This is a genomic window from Hymenobacter gummosus (assembly GCF_003970915.1).
GTDB classification, from domain to species: Bacteria; Bacteroidota; Bacteroidia; order Cytophagales; family Hymenobacteraceae; genus Solirubrum; species Solirubrum gummosum.
Genome location: NZ_RXOF01000010.1, coordinates 25,131 through 43,971 on the forward strand (window position 1 = coordinate 25,131; position 18,841 = coordinate 43,971).

The following is an 18,841-nucleotide window of genomic DNA, read 5'->3' on the forward strand; positions in this document are numbered from 1 at the left end:
CTATCGGCCCCGTCCCCCGCTGGCTGCATAGCCACGACGGTTACTTGCCCTTCCCGGCCATTTCCATTTCCAGGCTGGCCATGATAAACGGCCCCACGCCCTTGAAGTCGTTCTGCTTGATGGGCTCGGAGAGGTAGTACTCGTAGCTGCCGTCGCGGTAGGGGTTGCCGCCCAGGCCGCCCACGCTCACCGTGCCGTTCAGGGCCAGCGCCCCGTCGGGCTTGGTTTCCACGAATTTCTGCAGCACGCCCTGGTAGCCCTTCTGCGCCACGGCGGCGTACTTTTTATCGAGGTAGCCCAGGCGCACGCCCTTCTGCAGGGCGTAGATGAACATGCAGGTGCCGGAGGTTTCGATGTAGTTGCCCTGCCGGCTGCCCTGGTCGGTTACCTGCCACCAGCCGCCGGAGGCGGGGTCCTGGTACTTGGCCACCACCGGGGCCAGGCGCTGCAGGTACTTGATCAGATTTTTCCGCTCGGGGTGGTTCTGGGGGAGGTAGTCGAGCACATCGACCAGGGCCATGGCGTACCAGCCCATGCCGCGGCTCCAGAAGTTGGGCGAGAGGCCGGTCTGCTTGTTGGCCCACTGCTCGGTTTTGGCCTCGTCCCAGCCGTGGTAGAGCAGCCCGGTTTTGGGGTCCACCATGTGCTTTTCTACCAGGGCAAACTGCAGGGCGACGTGGTCGAAGTCCTTGGGCTGGTTGAAGAGCTTGGCGTACTCGGCCGAAAACGGCTCGGCCATGTACAGCCCGTCGAGCCACATTTCGTTGGTGTACTTCTTCTTGTGCCAGTAGCCGCCCTCACTGGTGTGGGGCTGGTTTTGCAGCTGCTGGTGCAGGGTTTCGGCGGCCTTGCGGTACAACTCCCGGCGCGGCAGCTGGGGCTGCTGGTACAGCGTGAGCAGCACCCGCCCGGCGTTGATGTTGTCGAGGTTGTAGTCCTCCATCTTGAAGTAGCGGATGCTCGCGTCGGGCCCGATCGAGTAGTCCATGGTCTTGACCACGTAATCCAGGTACTTCCGCTCCCCGCTGCGCTGCCACACCCGCTCGATGGCCTTGAGCATCAGCCCGTGCTCGTAGCCCCAGCGGGCGGCCCGGTTGCGCTCCGGCGGAATCGTATCGGGGTAGAGCTGCATAAACGAGTCGGCCATGCGCTGCGACCAGGGCCGCGCGGCGGCTATGGCAGGTGCCACGGCCGGGCCTTTCGTCTTGATTTTGGTCTGGGTCTGGGCCTGGGCCAGCGGGCCGGTCAAGGCTAGGCCGGCCAGCAGCAGAAACGGGTAAACACGCATAGGGAAATCAGCGGGAAAGACGGGTGGAGGAAACTCGGTCAGCAACGTTACCAAGCACCGCGCTAACCGGCGTCATGTGCTGTCATGCCCTAGTAGTGGGTCATTTGGTAAAAATGCTTACGGATCAGGAGGCAGCCATCAGTTGATGCCAGAACGGTAAACCAACTGACCATTCTGGGCCGGCCGCGCGGCAGCCGGGCTACTTTTTGACTACCGTCACGGCCTTTTTCTTCACGCCCGCGCCGAATTCCACCGGCAGTTTGGCCTGGCTCACGTCGGTGTTGCTGAGGCGGATATCCTTGGCCTTGTCGGCACCGGAGGCGCGCAGCAGCACCGCCGCGCCGGGGGCATATTTGATGCCGTCAAGGGTGATATTCTGGCTGTTGTGGACTTCCATCACCGGGTCGGTGTTCCGGCTCAGCAGGGTCACGTTTCGGAGGCTGATGCGGTTGGCTTCGATGCACACCAGGCCCTTATCGGCCTGCAGCACGGCGTTTTCCAGGCTGATGTCCTCGATGGCCCGCTCGGGCAGGCCGCGCACCAGCACGGCGGTGCGGGCGCCGTTGCAGGTCACGTTGCGGATGGAGATTTTACGGAACGCCGGCGTACCCTCCCCCACCGGCTGCGGCGGCGACACGGGCCGCTCCTTCGAGCCGGCCACCTGCGGCGTGGGGTCCTTGATCATGTAGTACATGTCGAACAGGATGGCCTCGCCGGGAATGTCCTTCATGTCCACGTTCTCGATGAAGATGTTCTCCACCACCCCGCCGCGGCCGCGGGTCGTCTTGAAGCGCAGCCCGATGTCGGTGCCGATAAACGTCAGGTTCCGGGCCCAGATGTTGCGCGCCCCACCCGACATTTCCGAGCCGATGACGAAGCCGCCGTGGGCCCGGTACACGGTGCAGTCGCGCACCAGAATGTTCTCCGTCGGCATGTTGCGCGCCCGGCCCTGCTCATTCCGCCCCGATTTGATGCAGATGGCGTCGTCGCCCACGTTGAAGACGCAGTTTTCCACCAGCCCGCGGTTGATGGATTCCAGGTCCAGCGCGTCGGTGTTGGGCGTGTAGGGGCCGTTGAGCACCGTCACGCCGCGCACCACCACGTCCTGGCTCATCATCGGGTGCAGCGTCCAGGCCGGGGAGTTCTGGAAGGTCACGCCCTCCAGCAGAATCCGCTGGCAGCCGTCGAGCACCAGGAAATCGGGCCGCAGGTAGTCCTTGATATCCTCAAAGTCCTTGATGTCGCGCTTTTCCTCGGTCAGCACGCCGGCTTCCTTCACCTTGGTGCCCTGCAGGCTCTGCTCCGAGGGGTACCACCGGTCCTGCTTCTCGTTGAGCACCCCGCCCGAGGCCACCAGCTGCTTCCACTCGCCCTCCGGGGTGCGGCCCTTCTGCACCATCCACCAGGCCTCGCCCGAGCCGTCGAGGATGCCGCGGCCGGTTACGGCCACGTTCTCCAGGTTTTTGCCGTAAACCAGCGCCTGGTTGCGCACGGCCGCCAGCCCTTCCCAGTTGGTTTTGATGAGCGCATAATCGGCGCGGTTGGCCGAAAACTGCAGCAGCGCGCCCTGGGCCAGGTGCAGGTTCACGTTGGAGCGCATGGTCAGGCCGGCGGTGCGCCAGTGCCCGCGCGGCACCACCACCACGCCCCCGCCCCGCTGCCCGCAGGCGTCAATAGCCTGCTGAATGGCCTGGGTGCTGGGCGTCAGCCCGTCGGCCACCGCGCCGTATGTGGTGATATTAAAAGTGTCGCGGCGAAACTCGGTCAGGTTGACCTTCGGCAGGTTCGGCGTGAAGGATTGCGCCGCGGCGGGCAGGCTAACCGCGGCCAGCAGCGCGAGAAAAAGCGGGTATTTCATCAAAAAAGAAGCTACGAGCAAACGCCTGGGCTCTACGAGCAGGCGCTAAGCAGTTACGAGGACACCAATCAGGCTTACAAGGACGCATGTACCGCGTGCAAGCAGGCATCATTTACCATGTGTTGGCGGACAGTTGACACACATCAGTGCCGTCCGAGTGTAGCGCAGACGGCGTCTACGGCATCGGCTTCAGCCCTTCCCACTTCACCTTCCAGCCCTGCGGGATACCCGGATTGGCGGTCTTACTGCCGTCGTAGCCGGCGCACATCAGGGCCACGGCCGCCAGCAGACCGCCGTTGCCGGGCAGGTAGAGGCGCAGCCGGTCGTCCTGGAAGTTATGGCCGCTGGGCAGGTAGGTGTTGGTTTTAATGGGCATCAGCAGCGCGTCCACCGCCTTGTCGGGCAAGCCCAGGCGGGTGGCCGTCATGGAAGTCATCGGGAAGTCCCAGCCCCAGGTGTGCGCCCAGGTCCAGTCCTTCCACACCAAATCGAAGGTGCGGCGCATGGTGGGCAGATCCTGCTGACCGGTAAAGGGCATCATGCCCAGGGCGCCGAGCACGGAGGGGTGGTCGGTTTTGTACTCGGGGTTGGTGTAAGAATCGGGCGCGCTTTCGGCGGCCAGGTACACGCCCTGGGCCTGGGGCAGCTTCGCGAGCTTCTGCAGCACTTGGGCGTATTTGGGGTTGGCCGCCAACCCGGCCCGCTGGCGCCACTGCTGGGCCGTGGTCAGCGCCCAGTGCCAGTACACCAGCTCGTAGGTGGGGTTGAAGGTTTCCTCGGCCTTAAACCGCTCCTGGGCCGGAATCAGCCCCTTGCCGAGGATGTACCGGTCCTTGTCTTTCTCATAAAACGGGTACGAGGCCATAAAATCGGCGGTGGCGAAAATCAGGTCCTGATACTTTTTCTGCGCGGCGGCCCCGCCCCCGTCGCGGCGCAGCAGCTCGGCCAGGTAGATGAAGTGCGGCTGCTGCCAGATCAGAAACGCGCCCACCGAGGAAGGCGCCTCCCGGCCCTGGTTGTCGGTCATTTTCTGCCAGCGCAGCCCCTCAAAGCCCTGGCGCTGGGCAATGGCCCGGGCCCCGGCCATGATTTCGGGGCGCAGGTACCAGTCGAGGCTCTTTTGCAGCAAATCGGTGCGGCCCCACAGGCCGTAGTGCATGGCGTGCCAGTAGTGCATTTCCAGGTGGGGCTTGCCGTACCAGCTGTTGTACACCAGCCCCGTCTCCTGGGGCGGATATTGCCCCGTCTCCTGGCTGCGGATCAAATACTGCGACAACACCATGCGCCGCTCCAGCTCCCGGGCCCGCGGGTCGGGGGTAGCGCCGAAATCAACGGCCCCGCCGCTAAGCCAGAAGCTTTTCCAGCCCGCCACGCTGCTTTTCTGCGTTGCGGCGAAGCCCAGCGGCCCCAGCTTGTACGCCATCGGCGGGCTGAAACGGGCGCTGACTTCCAGCACGTCCAGCTTGCCGTCGGGCGTCAGCACGAACTCGTGCGGCTGCGCGCCGGCCACCAGCTTGGCCCGGCCGTTCCAGTCGAAAATCACCTGGTACTGGTCGGCGTCCAGCTGGTGCCCCACCACGGCCATGGTTTCCCGCTCCCACTCGATTTTCGACTGGTGCTTGTCGGCGTCCTGGTAGTTCACGCCCACGTCGTCCCACTGCGCGGTGGGGTACGGCAGGCGCAAAAACACCTTGAGGCGCCCCTGCTTCACCAGGCCCGAGCGCACCTGCACGGCTACCGCGTCCGCCTGCTGGTGGCCCACCGTCACCACGTCCACCGCGGTGCCATCCAGCGCGAAGTGGCTGCGGATTTCCCCGGTCCAGGGGTTCAGCTCCTGGCGCAGCTCCCGCAGGTCCTTGATGCTGGCCCGGGAGCCGTCCTTCTTGAGCAGTACGAAGCCCAGGTTGCCCAGCTGCAGCCGGTGCGGATTGGCCCGCAGGAAGTCCACCGCCTGCTTGTTGCGCTCCGGCGCTTTCACCTGCACGGTGTAGGGAATCTTGCGCCCGTTCAGCTCGACCTGGCGCTGGGCCTCCTCCACCCGGTAGTTCTGCGCGTTCGGGAAGCTGTGCCAGCCCCACTCCGACTGCGTGCCCAGCGGCACGCCCTTCTGGTAGTACTCCGGAAACGACTGCAGCCCCGTCACGTCGACGGTCATGGCAAAAGCCCCATTGCCGACGTTTAGCGAAGCCAGCGAATCGGTGGTGGTATTGAGCACCTTGTGGCGCTCCACCACCGCCTGCCGGTTGATGGCCTGGGCCAGCGCCCCGGCGGCGGGAAGAGCCGCGGCGCCGAGGCCGAGCAGGGAAAGAAGCAGGAAGCGGGTGTTGGGCATAGGTTGAGGTGGAGTTATAGGGCTTCGCCGGCACGTCATGCAGAGCCGCAGGCGAAGCATCTCGCGTGCTGATGCCGGATAGTAAACTCCTCGTTCAACGAGAAGATTAGCACCCGAGCGAGATGTCTCGACTTCGCTCGACATGACGTACTACTGGCGCGCTACGGCCGCGCCAGCGTCACGCTCATCAGGCCGATAACCACGTCGTTGGCCAGGGCGCGCACGGTGAGGCTTTTGAGTTTCTTCTTGGGGTCGAGGGGCAAATCCAGCACCGTGGCCGCGCCCCCGTCGATGGTGCGGGTGCTGAAGCCCTTGATGCTGGTGTACTGGTCGAATTCGCCGCCGGGCACCACGCGGCCGGTCTTGAGATGCACCCGCAGCGGGTGCACGGCCCCGGTGCGGAAAGCAAAGCCGTCGTCCAAGTAGTCCTGCTCGATGGGCCACCAGGAGTCGGGGTTGCGCAGCGCCAGCCGCGCCGTGGTGCCGTCGGTGTATTGCACCAGCACCTCCCCGTTGTCGAGTTGGCTTTGCATGGGGTTGGTGGAGCCGGCCATCAGCAAATAGGCGTGCGAGGCCCGGCCCTTGAGCGGCACCGTGGCCTGCTCCGGGTAGTTGTCCCACTGCGACACGAACAGCACGTTGTTTACGCCCGCCGCCCCCGGCGTCCGCAGCGGAATTCCGATGGGCAGCTGGATTTCGCCCCTGGTCCCGGCCAGCTGCCGCAACCCCGCGTCGTCAATATTAGCCTGGGTGAGCGGGTAGCACCAGTTGCCGATGCCCTGGGTAGGCAGCTGCAAAGTTGGCCCTTTGGGGCGCGGGGCCAGGTACTTATTGGGCTGGAAGATGCTCGTCACCTGGTCGTTGAAGTGACGCGTGAGGTCTATTCGCTCCCACTTGGTCGTCGCATCGGCCGGCCGGCTCCAGGTGGTCAGTTCCACCGGTACGGGAGAGACTTTAAAATCGTAGCCTATCTGCGCGGCATTGCGGCCGGGCACCAGCGCGGCCGCCGGTACGGTCAGCCGCCGCGAAACACTACTGCCGAGCGGCAAGTGATAATCCTGCCGCCAGTATATCCGCTCGATAGAAAGTATGCCCAGCGTCCGCCGCAGCGAGTCGGGCAGGGTGCGCCGCAGCGAATCGGGCGGGGGGGCGCCCCACCCGTTGGTATCCACCCTGGTCGGAATTGACCGGGACTCATTGAGCCGGATGCGCAGTTGTACACTCCCGTCGGGCGGCGTCGCGTAGTCGACTACTTCCAGAAAGGGCTTCACGTTCAGCGGCAGCGGCTCCCACCACGTCAGCGCCCCCTGCCGCAGCTGCGCAAAAACCGTACGCCCGCCCGTTTCCTCGCCCAGCCGCCGGTTCAACACAGAAGCGTCATCCAGCCGCATGGAATCCGTCAGCACCCGCTGCGGGTCGCGCAGGGTCAGTAGCTTGGCCCGGGGCAGCTCTACGTACAGCCATTTCCGCGGCCGGTACGAGTCCTCCAGGGCCACGCGGTCCGGCGCCTCGCCCCGCCAGGTAATATCGACTACGTACCGCTCAGCCGGCGCGCTGCTGATTTCGATGAGGGGCCGGCCCACGGCCGCGGCTACGTTGCGCCAGGCGGCGGGCTGCCCGTTCACCGTCACGGCCGCCACTTCGGTGGCCAGGGCGGGCACCTGCAGCTTCAAGGCCAGGCGCTTGGGCAGGCGCTGCGTGAGCTGGTACGTCTCGAGCTGGCCCTGCCGCTGGAAGCGGAACGTCACGTCGGGCACCACCAGCCGGGCCGAGTCCCAGGCGGAGGGCAAGCCGGGCTTCACCAGCAGGGTATCGTGCAGGGCGTCGGGGCGCAGGCCGAACAAGCCTTCCACCAGGGAGCGGGCCGCCACGCCGATGGGGTCGGCAAAGTCGCGGTACAGCTCGCCGCGGTGGGCGTCGTAGAAGCTGATCTGCTGGAAGTTGCCGGGGCTGCTGCCCAGGTACATGCTTTCGAGCAGGGCGCTTTTCCAGAGCCGGAACGCCTCGTCGGCGCGGCCGGCCTGCCAGTAGGCCAGCGTGGCGTGCAGGTTTTCGGCCAGGGCCACGTTGTTGATGGACCAGTCGTAGGGCTGCCAGTTGGTGGTCGAGAGCAGGTAATACCCTTCGTCGGGCAGGCCCTGGGCCCGCACCGGAATATGCGGCAGCTGCGCGTCGACGTAGCGCGTGGCCTGGTAGGCCTGCTGCGGGTCGGCCACCTCCGAGTCGAGGGCGTGGTAGATGGTCCACAGGCCGGCGCTGGCGTGCAGGGCCCGGCGGCCCAGCGCGTCCTGGTACTCGGCGTAGGAGCCCTGCCGGGGCAGCCACAGCCGGGCGTTCAGGGCCTGCCGGATCTTGCGGGCTTCCTGCCGGTAGGGCGCCGCGTCCTGCCCGATGAGGGCGGCCAGCTCGGCGGCCATGTGGTTGGAGAAGTAGTTGTAGGCCGAGGAGTGCGTCACGGCTCCGCCGCTGTACTGCAGCGCGTCACTGGCCCAGATGGCGGCGTAGGCGTCGTAGAGCCCGTCGCCGTCGGGGTCGAAGTTGCGCTTTTCCCAGGCCAGGTGCCGGGTCAGCACCGGCCACATTTCGCGGGCAAAGGCCAGGTCGCCAGTCCAGCGCAGGTGGCGCAGCAGCTCGTCGATGAACACCAGGTTCATGTCGTAGTGGTGGGCGCGCTGGTCGCCGCCGGGGTTGCGGCTGATGTAGCCCCGGGAGTACACGCTGGTGCCCAGCTTTTCCTGGGAGCGGGCCAGGTTCAGGGCCGTATCCATCACCACCGGCCCGATTTCCGGCTGCGTGAGCTGCGACTGGGCGTAGGACCGGAAGTGCGTCCGGGCCCGGTCGTGCCAGCCCAGCGGGTCGGCGGCGTAGGGGCCGCGCCAGCCGTTGAGGCGCATCCGCCAGGCCACCGCGCCGTGCATGTAGGAGGGCGCCTCCCAGATGGCGTCGGCGGCCACGCTCAGCGCCCCGCCCAGGGTGTTCAGGTAGGCATCGGGCGTGCTGACCAGCACCCGGCCGGCCAGCTGCTGCCGGGCGGCTTCGGCCCGCTGAAAGGCGGCCGGCAAATCGGCGTAGCGTAGTGCCGGCGCGGTTTTGTCGGCGGCGTTCAGCCCAGCTTCCGCGGCTTTCTGCACGGCAAAGTACAGCGTTTCGCCAGCCTTTGCCGGCAGGCGGCCGGCCAGCACCGGCGCGGCGGCGGCCGGGGCGGCCAGCAGTTGGGCGGGCGTCTGCTGCCGGGCGGCATCGGCTACGCGCAGCACGGCCGCGGGCGGCACGAGGCCCAGCAGGCGCGGGCGCGGGGTGCCGGCAGGGGCGTTTTTGGGCGGCTGGCCGTAGGTGAGCGTAAAGGCGTTGCGCTGCAGCGCGTACTCGTTGCCCTGGCAGTACTCCGGCTTGAGGTCGAAGCTGGATTCGGGGTCGGCGCCGATGTCGCCGTCGCGGCTGAACTTCCGGCCCGAGGCCCCGCCGAAAGCCCAGGCCAGCTGCACCGCATTCGGCGCCACGTGGTCAAACTCGGCCTTCAGCACCAGGCCTTCCGCGTCGGCCAGGGCCAGCAGGGTGAGGCGCAGACGGCCCCGGGGGCCCAGCAGCGGGTCTTCGATGGTGTAGAGCATGGCCCCGGGCCGGTAGCGCGCCTCGATGCGGGCAGCCTGGCTCAGCCACTTGCTCTGGGCGCCGGCCGCCACCAGGCCCAGCTTCAGGTTGCCGCCCATGCCGGGCAAATACAGCGCAAACTCGGGCAAATCCCCGGCCTCCACCCGGAAGGCGGTGTTGGTGCCGTACAGGGCGCGGGTGAAGCGGTGGGTACCGTTCTGAATGACGAAATCCTGCCCCTCGGGCCGGTAGCGCAGCGTGCGGGCCTGCTGGTGCCAGAGCGGCGCAGCTGCAGCCAGCGGCGCGGCTTGCTGCGCGGCGGCCGGCAGTGCCAGCAGGGCCAGCAGCCCGAGGGCACCGCCCAGGCCCGCCCGGCCGGGCCCGCCGCACCAGCGCGCCAGGCGCCGGAAAAGCGAAAAAGTGGGGAAAGCGTAGGCGCGTTGGGGGTCGACCATCAGTCGGCGGAAGCGGTGGAAAACGGCGGCGGGAAGATAGGAAGCCCGATTTCCGCCCGCCACGCGAGACGAAAACCGGGCTTGCCCAGCGGTGTCAAAGTGGGGCTAGTAACCCGGGTTCTGCTCGTAGGAGTACGAGGAGGCGGCCAGCTCCTGCTGGGGCACCGGGTAGAGCACGTCGTTGCTGGTCAGTGGCTTGCGGATGCGGTTGTTGGCGTCGTCGGCCGTAATCCAGGCGTTCATCACCGTCACCATGCGGCCGGTGCGCACCAAATCGTGCCAGCGGATGCCTTCGCCGGCAAACTCGCGGCGGCGCTCCTCCAGCAACTGGTCCAGGGTGAGCGAGGTGAGCGGGGTGGTGAGGCCGGCGCGGCTGCGGATCTGGTTGACGATGGTCAGCGCCTCGGCCTGGGTGCCGCCCCCGCCCTGCAGAATGCACTCGGCCTTGAGCAGCAGCACGTCGGCGTAGCGCATGACGATGAAGTTGATGGGCCAGTCGGTGCGGGAGGTGCCGCGCAGGGCGCCGTTGATGTACTTCTTGAAGGCCGCGCGCGTCTCCACGGCGTTGCCGGCGGTGTAGCCCACCTGGAAGTTCACCGCCTTGCGCACGTCGCCGGTGGCGTAGGAGTTGAGCAGGCTGTTGGAGGCCGGCCGCAGCTCGTCGCCGGTGCCGAAGGTGGTGCCCACCCCGATGGAGGTGAAGTAGTTGTTGGTCACCAGAATGGAGGGGTAGCCGGCGCCCAGGCCCACCCCGCCGCTGATGTACTGCACGTCGAAAATCACCTCCCGGTTGTTTTCGTTGGTGTACGAAAACACGTTGGCGTAGGCGTTGGGCGCGGTGCCGGCGGCCGTAATCAGCTGGTACTGCCCGCTGCTGATAACTTCGTTGAGCAAGCCCAGGGCCGTGGCGTAGTCGTTGGTGCCCAGGCCGGGGCCCTGAATGCCGCCGTAGGTGCTGCCCGAGCGCGTCATGTACACCAAGGCCAGCAGGCTCTTGGCCGCCCCCGACGTCACGCGGCCCACGTCGGCGCCGGTGTAGGTGGCGGGCAGGTTCGCGGCTGCAGCCTGCAGGTCCGAGATGATGAGCGCGTACACGTCGGCCACCGGGGTGCGGGCAATATTAGCCACATCCTGGGGCTCCAGGGGCTTATCCACCAGGGGCACGCGGCCGAAGTAGCGCACCAGGTCGAAGTAGTAGAAGGCGCGCAGGAAGCGGGCCTGGGCCTCGGTGCTCTTGCGCACGGCGTCGGTCAGCACCGAGCCGTTCTGCTGGAGCTGGTCGAGCAGCACGTTGGTGCGGTAAATGGCCAGGTAGTCGGCGCTCCAGGTGTCGGCCGGAAACTCGTTGGCGACGATGCCCAGGGAGAAGTTGTTGATGGGCTCCCACACGCGGATGCCCTGCGAGGAGACGCCGTAAATATTGTCCGAGCGCGTCTCCGACATGGTCAGGGTGCGGTCGGGCCAGGCGCGCAGGGTGCTGTAGGTAGCGTTCAGGGCCTGGTTGAAGTCGTCGGCCGACTTGTAGAACGTGGGCACCGAACCGGCCGAAATCGGGGCCTGGTCCAGGTCTTCGCAGCCCGTGGTGGTCAGCAGCGCAGCCGCCGCCAGCAGCAGAAATATCTTTTTCATCGGAGAAAGTCAGGGAGGGGGTGACAAGTGACACGTAACACGTGACAGGTTGAAAGAACCGACCTGTTACTTGTTACCTGTCACCTGTTACCTATTTAGAAAGTCACGTTCAGGCCCAGGGTCATGGATTTGGTCAGGGGCAGGCCGCCGTAGTCGGTGCCCACGGCAAAGCCGCCGCCGCCGGCATCGGAGTTGACCGCGTCCACGTTGTAGCCGCCGGTGTAGTTGTCGTGGCCGAAGAAGTTCTCCAGTGAGAAGTACACCCGGGCGCCCTGCGCCACGCGCTTGCTGATGACGTTGCCCAGGTTGTAGCCCAGGGTGATGTTGCGCACCCGCACGTAGTTGGTGGAGTACAGCCAGGAGTCGCTCTTCAGGGGCGAGAAGTTGATGTTGGACTTGCCGCGCAGGCCCGCGCCGGGCTGGTCGGGGCTGATCCACCGGTCGCGCTGCACGCCGAGCACGTTCTGGTTGTAGCCCATGCCGCTGTTGTCGATGGCGCGGCCGATGAGTGAGTACAGGTGCCCGCCGTTCTGGCCCTGCACCAGCACGCTCAGGTCGAAGCCCTTCCAGGTGAAGCTGTTGGTGATGCCCCAGGTGTACTTGGGCGTCGGGCGGCCGATGATGACGCGGTCCTGGTCGGTGATGACCCCGTCGCCGTTGGCGTCGAGGTATTTCGGGTCGCCCACCGTCGAGCCCTGGATGACGGGCACGCCGCCGTCCACGTCGGCCTGGGTCAGGATGCCGGTCTGCTTGATGGCGTAGAACACGTTCATCGGCTGGCCCACCATCAGCAGGGTGCTGCTGGCCCCGTAGGAGGAGGGAATTTCAATGGTGGCGTCGCCCGGGCCGAGGTGCTTCACCTCGTTCTCGTTGTGGGCGAAGTTCAGCGAGGTATTCCACTGGAAGGCCCCGTCAAGGTTGCGGGTTTTCAATTCCACTTCCCAGCCCCGGTTCTGCACCTCGCCGATGTTGACCAGCTGCGACTCGTAGCCCGAGGCGCTGACGCGCGGCACGTTCATGAGCAGGTCCTGGCTGGTCTTGGTGTACACGTCGAACGAGGCGTACACGCGGTTCTTGATCAGGCCCAGGTCCAGGCCCACGTCGAAGGTGCGCGACTTTTCCCACTGCAGGATGCCGTTCGGGGCCTTGTTGGGCGCCTGCCCGGTGGCCACGGCCCCGCCGAAGGTGTAGTTATAGATGCCCAAGGTGGCAATGGAGCTGTAGTCGCCGATGCCGTTGTTGCCCGACATGCCGAAGGAGCCGCGCAGCTTCAAATCACTCACCGGGCGCACGCCCTGCATGAAGTTTTCCTGCGAAATGCGCCAGCCCACCGAGGCGGCCGGGAACACGCCCCAGCGCCGCTCCTCCCCGAAGCGGGACGAGCCGTCGCGGCGGACGCTGGCCGTGAGCAGGTACTTGCCCATATAGGCGTACTGCAGGCGGCCGAAGTAGGAGACGAGCACGTTCTGCGTCTCGGTGGTGCCGTTGTCGCCGGTGCCGGTGATGTTGGTGGCCCCGTTCAGCGTGGTTACGGCGCTGTTGACGAAGCCGCCCGAGGAGCGGAGCCGGTCCGTCTCGGTCTTGAAGAAGTTGTAGCTGTAGCCGGCCAGGGCCGAAATGTCGTGCTTGTCGCCGATGACCCTGGCGTAGTTCAGCGTGTTTTCGTTGACGAAGGCCTGCTTGCGGTAGCCGCTGAAAGTACCCGTGGCGCCCGAGCCCACCAGGCGGGAGTTCGGAATGTAGCTTTTGGCCCGGGAGTCGGTGTTGTCCAGGTTCAGGGACACGCGGCCGGTCAGCCCCTTGAGCATCTGGTACTCGCCGTACACCGTGCTCAGGGAGCGGAACACCGTGCTGCGCTGCTGGCGGTTCTGCAGCTCGCCCACCGGGCTGATGCTGGAGCCGGCCCAGAGGTACCGGTCGTTTTCGCCGTAGTTGGTGTAGATGCCGGCCGAGGCCTCGGCCACCGGCACCATGGTGATAAACTTCTGGGCCAGGTTGTCCTTGCCCTCCACGCCCGGGTCGCGGGAGACGGAGTAGGTCGGGGTCATGTTCACCCCGAACTTGAGCTTGTCGGTGGCCTTTACTTCCACGTTGGCGCGGGCGGAGTAGCGCTTGTAGTCCACGCCGATGACGATGCCCTCCTGGCTGGTGTAGTTGCCGGAGAGGAAGTAGTTCACGTTGTTGGTGGCCCCGCTGGCCGACACCTGGTAGTTCTGCACCTTGCCGGTGCGGAAAATCTCGTCCTGCCAGTCGATGTAGGCCAGGCCCTCGTGGTTGGGGTCCAGCCACCGGTCGTCAATCATCAGGGCCGGGTCGATGGTGGTGCGGTTCAGGATGCGCATGCGCTCGGCCGTGCTCTGGTCGGCGGTGCGGCCCGCGCCCGAGCGCACCCAGGCGCTGTTGATGATCTGGGTGGAGCGCTCCACCCACTCCTCGGCCGAGAGCAGATCCAGGCGGTTGGCCTGCCGGGAGATGCCCGCGTAGGTGTTGAAGCTGATCTGGGGCTTGCCGGTCTTGCCGCGCTTGGTCGTCACCAGCACCACGCCGTTGGCGGCCCGGGAGCCGTAGATGGCGGCCGCCGCGGCGTCTTTCAGCACCTCAATCGACTGGATGTCGTTGGGGTTGATGTTGTCGAGCGGGGAGCCGGTGGCGTAGTTGCCGTTGTTGTTGGGCGAGGTGCCCTCCAGCGGAAAGCCGTCGATGACGTACAGGGGCTGGTTGTTGGCCGTGATGGAGCCGTTGCCGCGCACCTGAATGCTGAAGCCGCGGCCGGGCAGGCCGGTATTCTGCTGCACCTGCACGCCGGCCAGCTGCCCCACCAGCGCCTGGTCCACGCGGGTGATGGGGCGCTCCTCCAGCTTGCTCGCGTCGAGGGTGGCAATGGCGCCGGTCACGTCGGCCCGCTTCTGGGTGCCGTAGCCCACCACCACCACTTCCTCCAGGGCCTTGGTGTCCTCGTTGAGGGTGATGTTGAAGGTTTCGGCGCCGCTGAAGCTGCGCTCCACCGGCAGAAAGCCCACGAAGCTGAACACCAGCGTGCCGCTGGTTTCGGGTACCGACAAGGTAAAGGTGCCGTCGGCGCCGGTACTCACGCCGCGGGTGCTGCCCTTCAGGGCCACCGTCACGCCGGGCAGGCCTTCGCCCTTGTCAGAGACGACCTTGCCCGACAGCTGCCACTCGGGCGCCGGGGTTTCGACGCCCGCCGCCCGGGCCTGCGCCGACGGCGCCAGGGCCGGCGCGGCCAGCAGCAGCAGCGACAGCGCCGCCTGGGGTTGATACCGGGGCCAACCGTAGATTTTTTTCATGGTGTGTCTGGAGAAGTGAGTGGGAAGACTTCAAATACCGAGGCCAAACTATCCGCCTACTCCCCCCAAACTGTCCTGTAGAGTGCTGTGGTCGGTGATTGGTTACTCACCGTGCAAGCATTATACATTCCATATATGCCAGCCAGAGCCGTTTTACGCCCCGTTCAGCCCGTGCAAATCCGCCTGAATCACCACTTTCCGGCCGCTCAGCAGCTGATTTCGCAAACGACACCGGCACACGGCAGGAGAGTACCAGAGAGGCCTTGAAACCGGTCCGCCGCCCCTATACCGGGTACAAAGGCCCTGCCTCTGCCCTACCCTTTGTTACAGTAGCGCAAAAATCTATTTCGCGTGGCGCCGAAGGCGTCAATGCGGCGTCACGCAGCCTGGCTCACTCGCCTGCGGCTCGTTGCGAACCGCAGGCGGGCGTAGATTCGCGGCACTGGTGCATGAACAGGGCCAGCATCCATTGTGCCACGCAAGGCCGGCAGTCGGCGCCTGTACGCTGCACAGGGCACACTGCGCAATCTTGCAGGAGCGCACTCCGATTCGTGAGCCGCACGGAAAAATGCGGCAGGTTTACGCCGAATGCCGCACCACCGGATTGCCTCAGCGCAGCCCTAGGCTGCGCCGCCTCGTTCCGAAACGGCCCTAAAACAAAGGAGGTCAGCCCCGGCTGGGCTGACCTCTTTTGCTTCACTCACTCAGGTTTATTCGGAACAGTATCGGGGCCGGGCGCTTACTGCTGCGCCAGCGAAGTCGTGGTTGGGGCGGCCGGCCGCTGGCTCAGCTGGCTGTGCTCGGGCCGGGGCGCGGCGGCCTGCTGGGGCTTCTCCGAGCCCAGGTAGTTGCCGTAGCCCACGATGACCGTGGAAAACACCACCGCCAGAATACCCAGCGTGACGGTGCGCATGGTGGGCGCGTTGGCCCCGCGCCACTCGTGCAGGTACAGGCCCCACAACGAGCTGAAGGTGATGATAAAGGCCATGTGCAGCGTCCAGCCCGAGAAGCGGTAGTCGCCCAGCTGGGTGTCGCCCATGCCGTAGAAGAAGAACTGCAGGTACCACGTCAGGCCGGCCAGGGCGCAGAAGAAGATATTGCGCGCCACCGGGGCCGACACGTTGGTGTAGTCCGAGAAGGTCTTGTTTTTGTAGTTCAGGTAGAGGCACCAGAGCCCGTTGGTGGTCAGCCCGCCGAGCAGCACCACCACCAGGATGGCGTTGTTCTGGTACAGCGGGTCGGTGCCGTGCTGCACGGCCAGCTGGGCAATGCTCTGGCCCGCGTCGAGGCCGAAGGACATGCAGGCCGACATAATGCCCGAAAACACGGCCACCAGCAGGCCCTTGCGCAGGTCGAACTCGGCAATGGAAGCCTGTTTTTCCTCCGCCGACAGGGTTTTCTCCTTCATCATGCCCGCAATGCCGCAGATCAGGATGCCCAGCACGCACACGGCCAAGCCGATCAGAATCATGCGGCCCGAGGGCGTGCCCAGCAGCTGGGCAAACTCGCTTTTCCAGAGCGGCGGCACCACCGTGCCGAACACCGCGCACAAACCCAGCGTGACGGCCATGCCCAGCGAGAGGCCGAGGTAGCGCATGGCCAGCCCGAAGGTCAGGCCCCCGAAGCCCCACATCACGCCCCAGAAATATACCCAGGCCAGGTCGGAGCCCGAAGCGGCGCCGAGCACCTCGAACAGGTCGTGCACGGTGGCCAGGCCCAGCACGATGGGGGCAATCAGCCAGGAGACGATACCGCCCACCAGCCAGTAACTTTCCCAGGCCCAGCCCTTGACTTTCTTGTAGGGCAGGTAGAAGCTGCCGGAGGCAAAACCTCCCAGCGCGTGCAAAATAACTCCCCAGAGGACGGCCATAGGTGAAATGCTAAGTGCGTGTTGAGGCAAATCTGACCTCAAAAATAGCCCAAACTCTCCTGTCCCGTCCTGCATCCAAGTAAATGCTTACTCACCAGCATCGGCATTGAACCCCGGGCTGAAGATTTTTCACTCTAAGCAGGAGAGTGCAGGAGGTTGCGGCTGAGGCCGGCAGCGTACTTTGTAGTAAACCGAATCACTACCGTTTCTCAGCGACATTCCCCTGAAGCGTCCTATGGAAAAAACGCTCACCTTTCAGCACGTCAGCTACCTGTGGGACGAGGCCAAAGCGGCCGAGCTGGCCGGCGACGAAGTTGCCCTGTTCCTGTACCGCTCGAACCTGCTCGGCGCCGACCTGCGCCTGACCAACTACGCCGGGGGCAATACCTCCTGCAAAATCACCGAAACCGACCCCGTCACCGGCCAGCCGGCCGAGGTCATGTGGGTGAAGGGCTCGGGCGGCGACATCGGCACGCTTAAGCGCTCGGGCTGCGCCAACCTGTACGTGGACAAGCTGCACGCGCTGAAAAACCGCTACCGCGGCCTGGAATTCGAGGACGAGATGGTGGCCCTGTTCGACCACTGCCTGTTCGACCCGAAGTGCGCCGCGCCCAGCATTGATACCCCGCTGCACGGGCTGCTGCCCTTCAAGCACATCGACCACCTGCACCCCGACGCCCTCATTGCCATTGCCGCCAGCAAGGACGGCGAGCAGATCATGAAGGAAATCTGGGGCGACACGATGGCCTGGCTGCCCTGGCAGCGGCCGGGCTTCGACCTGGGCCTGCAGCTGGAGAAAGTGGTGAAGGAAAATCCGGGCCTGCGCGGCGTCATCCTGGGCGGCCACGGCCTCTTCACCTGGGGCGACACCAGCTACGACTCCTATATCAACACCCTGGAGGTGATTGAGCAGGCCGCCAGCTACCTCGAAGCCAACTACGGCAAGCGGCGCCCCGTTTTCGGCGGGGTGAAGCGCGAGCAGACCCTGGACGCCGCCCAGCGCCGCCAGCAGGCCGTCGGCGTGATGCCCGTGCTGCGCGGCCTGGCCAGCAGCCACCGCCGCATGCTCGGCCACTACACCGACGACGCCCGGGTGCTGGAGTTCGTGAATTCGCACGACCTGGACCGCCTGGCCCAGCAAGGCACCTCCTGCCCCGACCACTTCCTGCGCACCAAAATCCGCCCGCTGGTGCTCGACCCGGCCCAGATGCAGCAGCCCGCCGCCGCCGTGCACGAATACCTGCAGGAGCGGTTTGAGGCCTACCGCCAGGACTACACCGCCTACTACGAGCGCCGCAAGCACGCCAACTCCCCCGCCCGCCGCGACCCGAACCCGGTGGTGATTCTGTGGCCCGGCGTGGGCATGTTCGCCTTCGCCAAGGACAAGCAGACCGCCCGCGTGGCCGCCGAGTTCTACACCAACGCCATCAACGTGATGAAGGGCGCCGAGGCGGTGAGCGAATACCAGGGCCTGCCCGAGCAGGAAGCCTTCGACATCGAGTACTGGCTGCTGGAAGAAGCCAAGTTGCAGCGCATGCCCAAGCCCAAGAGCCTCTCGGGCAAGGTGGCCTTCGTGACGGGCGGCACCGGCGGCATCGGCAAGGCCATCTGCGAGGCGCTGCTGGAGCAGGGCGCCTGCGTGGTAGCCGCCGACCGTGACCGGCTCGACGAAACCCAGCAGGATTTGCGCAAGCAGTTCGGCAAGGACAGTGCCCTGGCCACCAGCATCGACGTGCTGAGCGCCGAGCACATCGGCGAGTCCCTGCGCCAGAGCATCCTGCAGTTCGGCGGCGTCGACATCATCGTCAACTGCGCCGGCCTCTCCATCAGCAAGCCGCTGAGCGAGACGACCCAGGCCGACTGGGACATCCTGAACGACGTGCTGGTGAAGGGCCAGTTCCTGGTGAGCCAGGCCGCCGTGGAAATCCTGCGCCAGCAGCAGCTGGGCGGGGATATCGTGAACATTGCCAGCAAGAACGGCCTGGTGGCCGGCCCCAACAACGTGGCCTACGGCACCGCCAAAGCCGCCCAGCTGCACATGTCGCGCCTGCTGGCCGCCGAGCTGGGCCCCGACAAAATCCGCGTCAACACCGTGAACCCGGACGCCGTGCTGCGCGGCTCGAAAATCTGGGAAGGCGACTGGGCCGCCGGCCGCGCCAAGGCCTACGGCATTTCGGTGGAAGACCTGCCCGCCCACTACGCCAAGCGCACCCTGCTGGGCGAAGAAGTGCTGGCCGAGGACATTGCCCAGGCCGTGCGCGTGTTCGTGGATGGCTCGCTCGCCAAGTCGACCGGCAACGTGCTGAACGTGGACGGCGGCGTGGCCATGGCCTTCGTGCGCTAAGAATTAAAAGCGGACAACGCGCGGGTTTGACGGCTCGCGTAAATGGGAATAAATAAGCCGGCCGCGGGGCCGGCTTATTTATTTTCCGGCACTTGCTAATTCGCCGGCAATATTTTTTTCTATTACTATCCGACTCTTCACTCATAAATATTTTAATGGCAACGTTCCC

General features: G+C 65.6%; 8 protein-coding genes. 1 reads left to right on the forward strand and 7 read right to left on the reverse strand.

Features of this window, described 5'->3' with window-relative positions; all coding sequences use genetic code 11:
- Window positions 1–40 precede the first annotated feature (40 nt).
- The 7 genes from EJV47_RS16865 to rhaT form a co-directional block, all read right to left on the reverse strand.
- Window positions 41–1,288, reverse strand: a complete 1,248-nt coding sequence (locus EJV47_RS16865) for a glycoside hydrolase family 88/105 protein (protein ID WP_341539268.1) — start codon at window positions 1,286–1,288, stop codon at window positions 41–43.
- A 199-nt stretch (window positions 1,289–1,487) separates the two neighbouring features.
- On the reverse strand, window positions 1,488–3,146 hold the full coding sequence (locus EJV47_RS16870; RefSeq protein ID WP_126694349.1) for a glycoside hydrolase family 28 protein: 1,659 nt from the start codon (window positions 3,144–3,146) through the stop codon (window positions 1,488–1,490).
- A 175-nt stretch (window positions 3,147–3,321) separates the two neighbouring features.
- Entirely contained in the window at window positions 3,322–5,478 is a 2,157-nt protein-coding gene (locus tag EJV47_RS16875) for a hypothetical protein (RefSeq protein WP_207895918.1), read from the reverse strand.
- A gap of 161 nt (window positions 5,479–5,639) precedes the next feature.
- Window positions 5,640–9,524, reverse strand: a complete 3,885-nt coding sequence (locus EJV47_RS28455) for a DUF4450 domain-containing protein (RefSeq protein ID WP_207895919.1) — start codon at window positions 9,522–9,524, stop codon at window positions 5,640–5,642.
- Between the two features lie 105 nt (window positions 9,525–9,629).
- A complete protein-coding gene (locus EJV47_RS16885) occupies window positions 9,630–11,153 on the reverse strand; it encodes a RagB/SusD family nutrient uptake outer membrane protein (RefSeq protein WP_126694351.1) in 1,524 nt (507 codons plus the stop codon).
- A gap of 95 nt (window positions 11,154–11,248) precedes the next feature.
- Window positions 11,249–14,458, reverse strand: a complete 3,210-nt coding sequence (locus tag EJV47_RS16890; protein WP_126694352.1) for a SusC/RagA family TonB-linked outer membrane protein — start codon at window positions 14,456–14,458, stop codon at window positions 11,249–11,251.
- 739 nt (window positions 14,459–15,197) lie between these two features.
- Window positions 15,198–16,328, reverse strand: a complete 1,131-nt coding sequence (rhaT, locus tag EJV47_RS16895) for an L-rhamnose/proton symporter RhaT (RefSeq protein WP_126694353.1) — start codon at window positions 16,326–16,328, stop codon at window positions 15,198–15,200.
- A 235-nt stretch (window positions 16,329–16,563) separates the two neighbouring features.
- Here rhaT and EJV47_RS16900 point away from each other — a divergent pair, with 235 nt between their 5' ends.
- Entirely contained in the window at window positions 16,564–18,672 is a 2,109-nt protein-coding gene (locus EJV47_RS16900) for a bifunctional aldolase/short-chain dehydrogenase (protein WP_126694354.1), read from the forward strand.
- The last annotated feature ends 169 nt before the right edge of the window (window positions 18,673–18,841 follow it).

Bases quoted from the DNA above. Each gene is read 5' to 3' on its own strand.
- EJV47_RS16870 (WP_126694349.1), bottom strand. From the start codon at position 3,146: ATGAAATACCCGCTTTTTCTCGCGCTGCTGGCCGCGGTTAGCCTGCCC.
- EJV47_RS28455 (WP_207895919.1), bottom strand. From the start codon at position 9,524: ATGGTCGACCCCCAACGCGCCTACGCTTTCCCCACTTTTTCGCTTTTC.
- EJV47_RS16885 (WP_126694351.1), bottom strand. From the start codon at position 11,153: ATGAAAAAGATATTTCTGCTGCTGGCGGCGGCTGCGCTGCTGACCACC.
- rhaT (WP_126694353.1), bottom strand. From the start codon at position 16,328: ATGGCCGTCCTCTGGGGAGTTATTTTGCACGCGCTGGGAGGTTTTGCC.
- EJV47_RS16890 (WP_126694352.1), bottom strand. From the start codon at position 14,458: ATGAAAAAAATCTACGGTTGGCCCCGGTATCAACCCCAGGCGGCGCTG.
- EJV47_RS16865 (WP_341539268.1), bottom strand. From the start codon at position 1,288: ATGCGTGTTTACCCGTTTCTGCTGCTGGCCGGCCTAGCCTTGACCGGC.
- EJV47_RS16900 (WP_126694354.1), top strand. From the start codon at position 16,564: ATGGAAAAAACGCTCACCTTTCAGCACGTCAGCTACCTGTGGGACGAG.
- EJV47_RS16875 (WP_207895918.1), bottom strand. From the start codon at position 5,478: ATGCCCAACACCCGCTTCCTGCTTCTTTCCCTGCTCGGCCTCGGCGCC.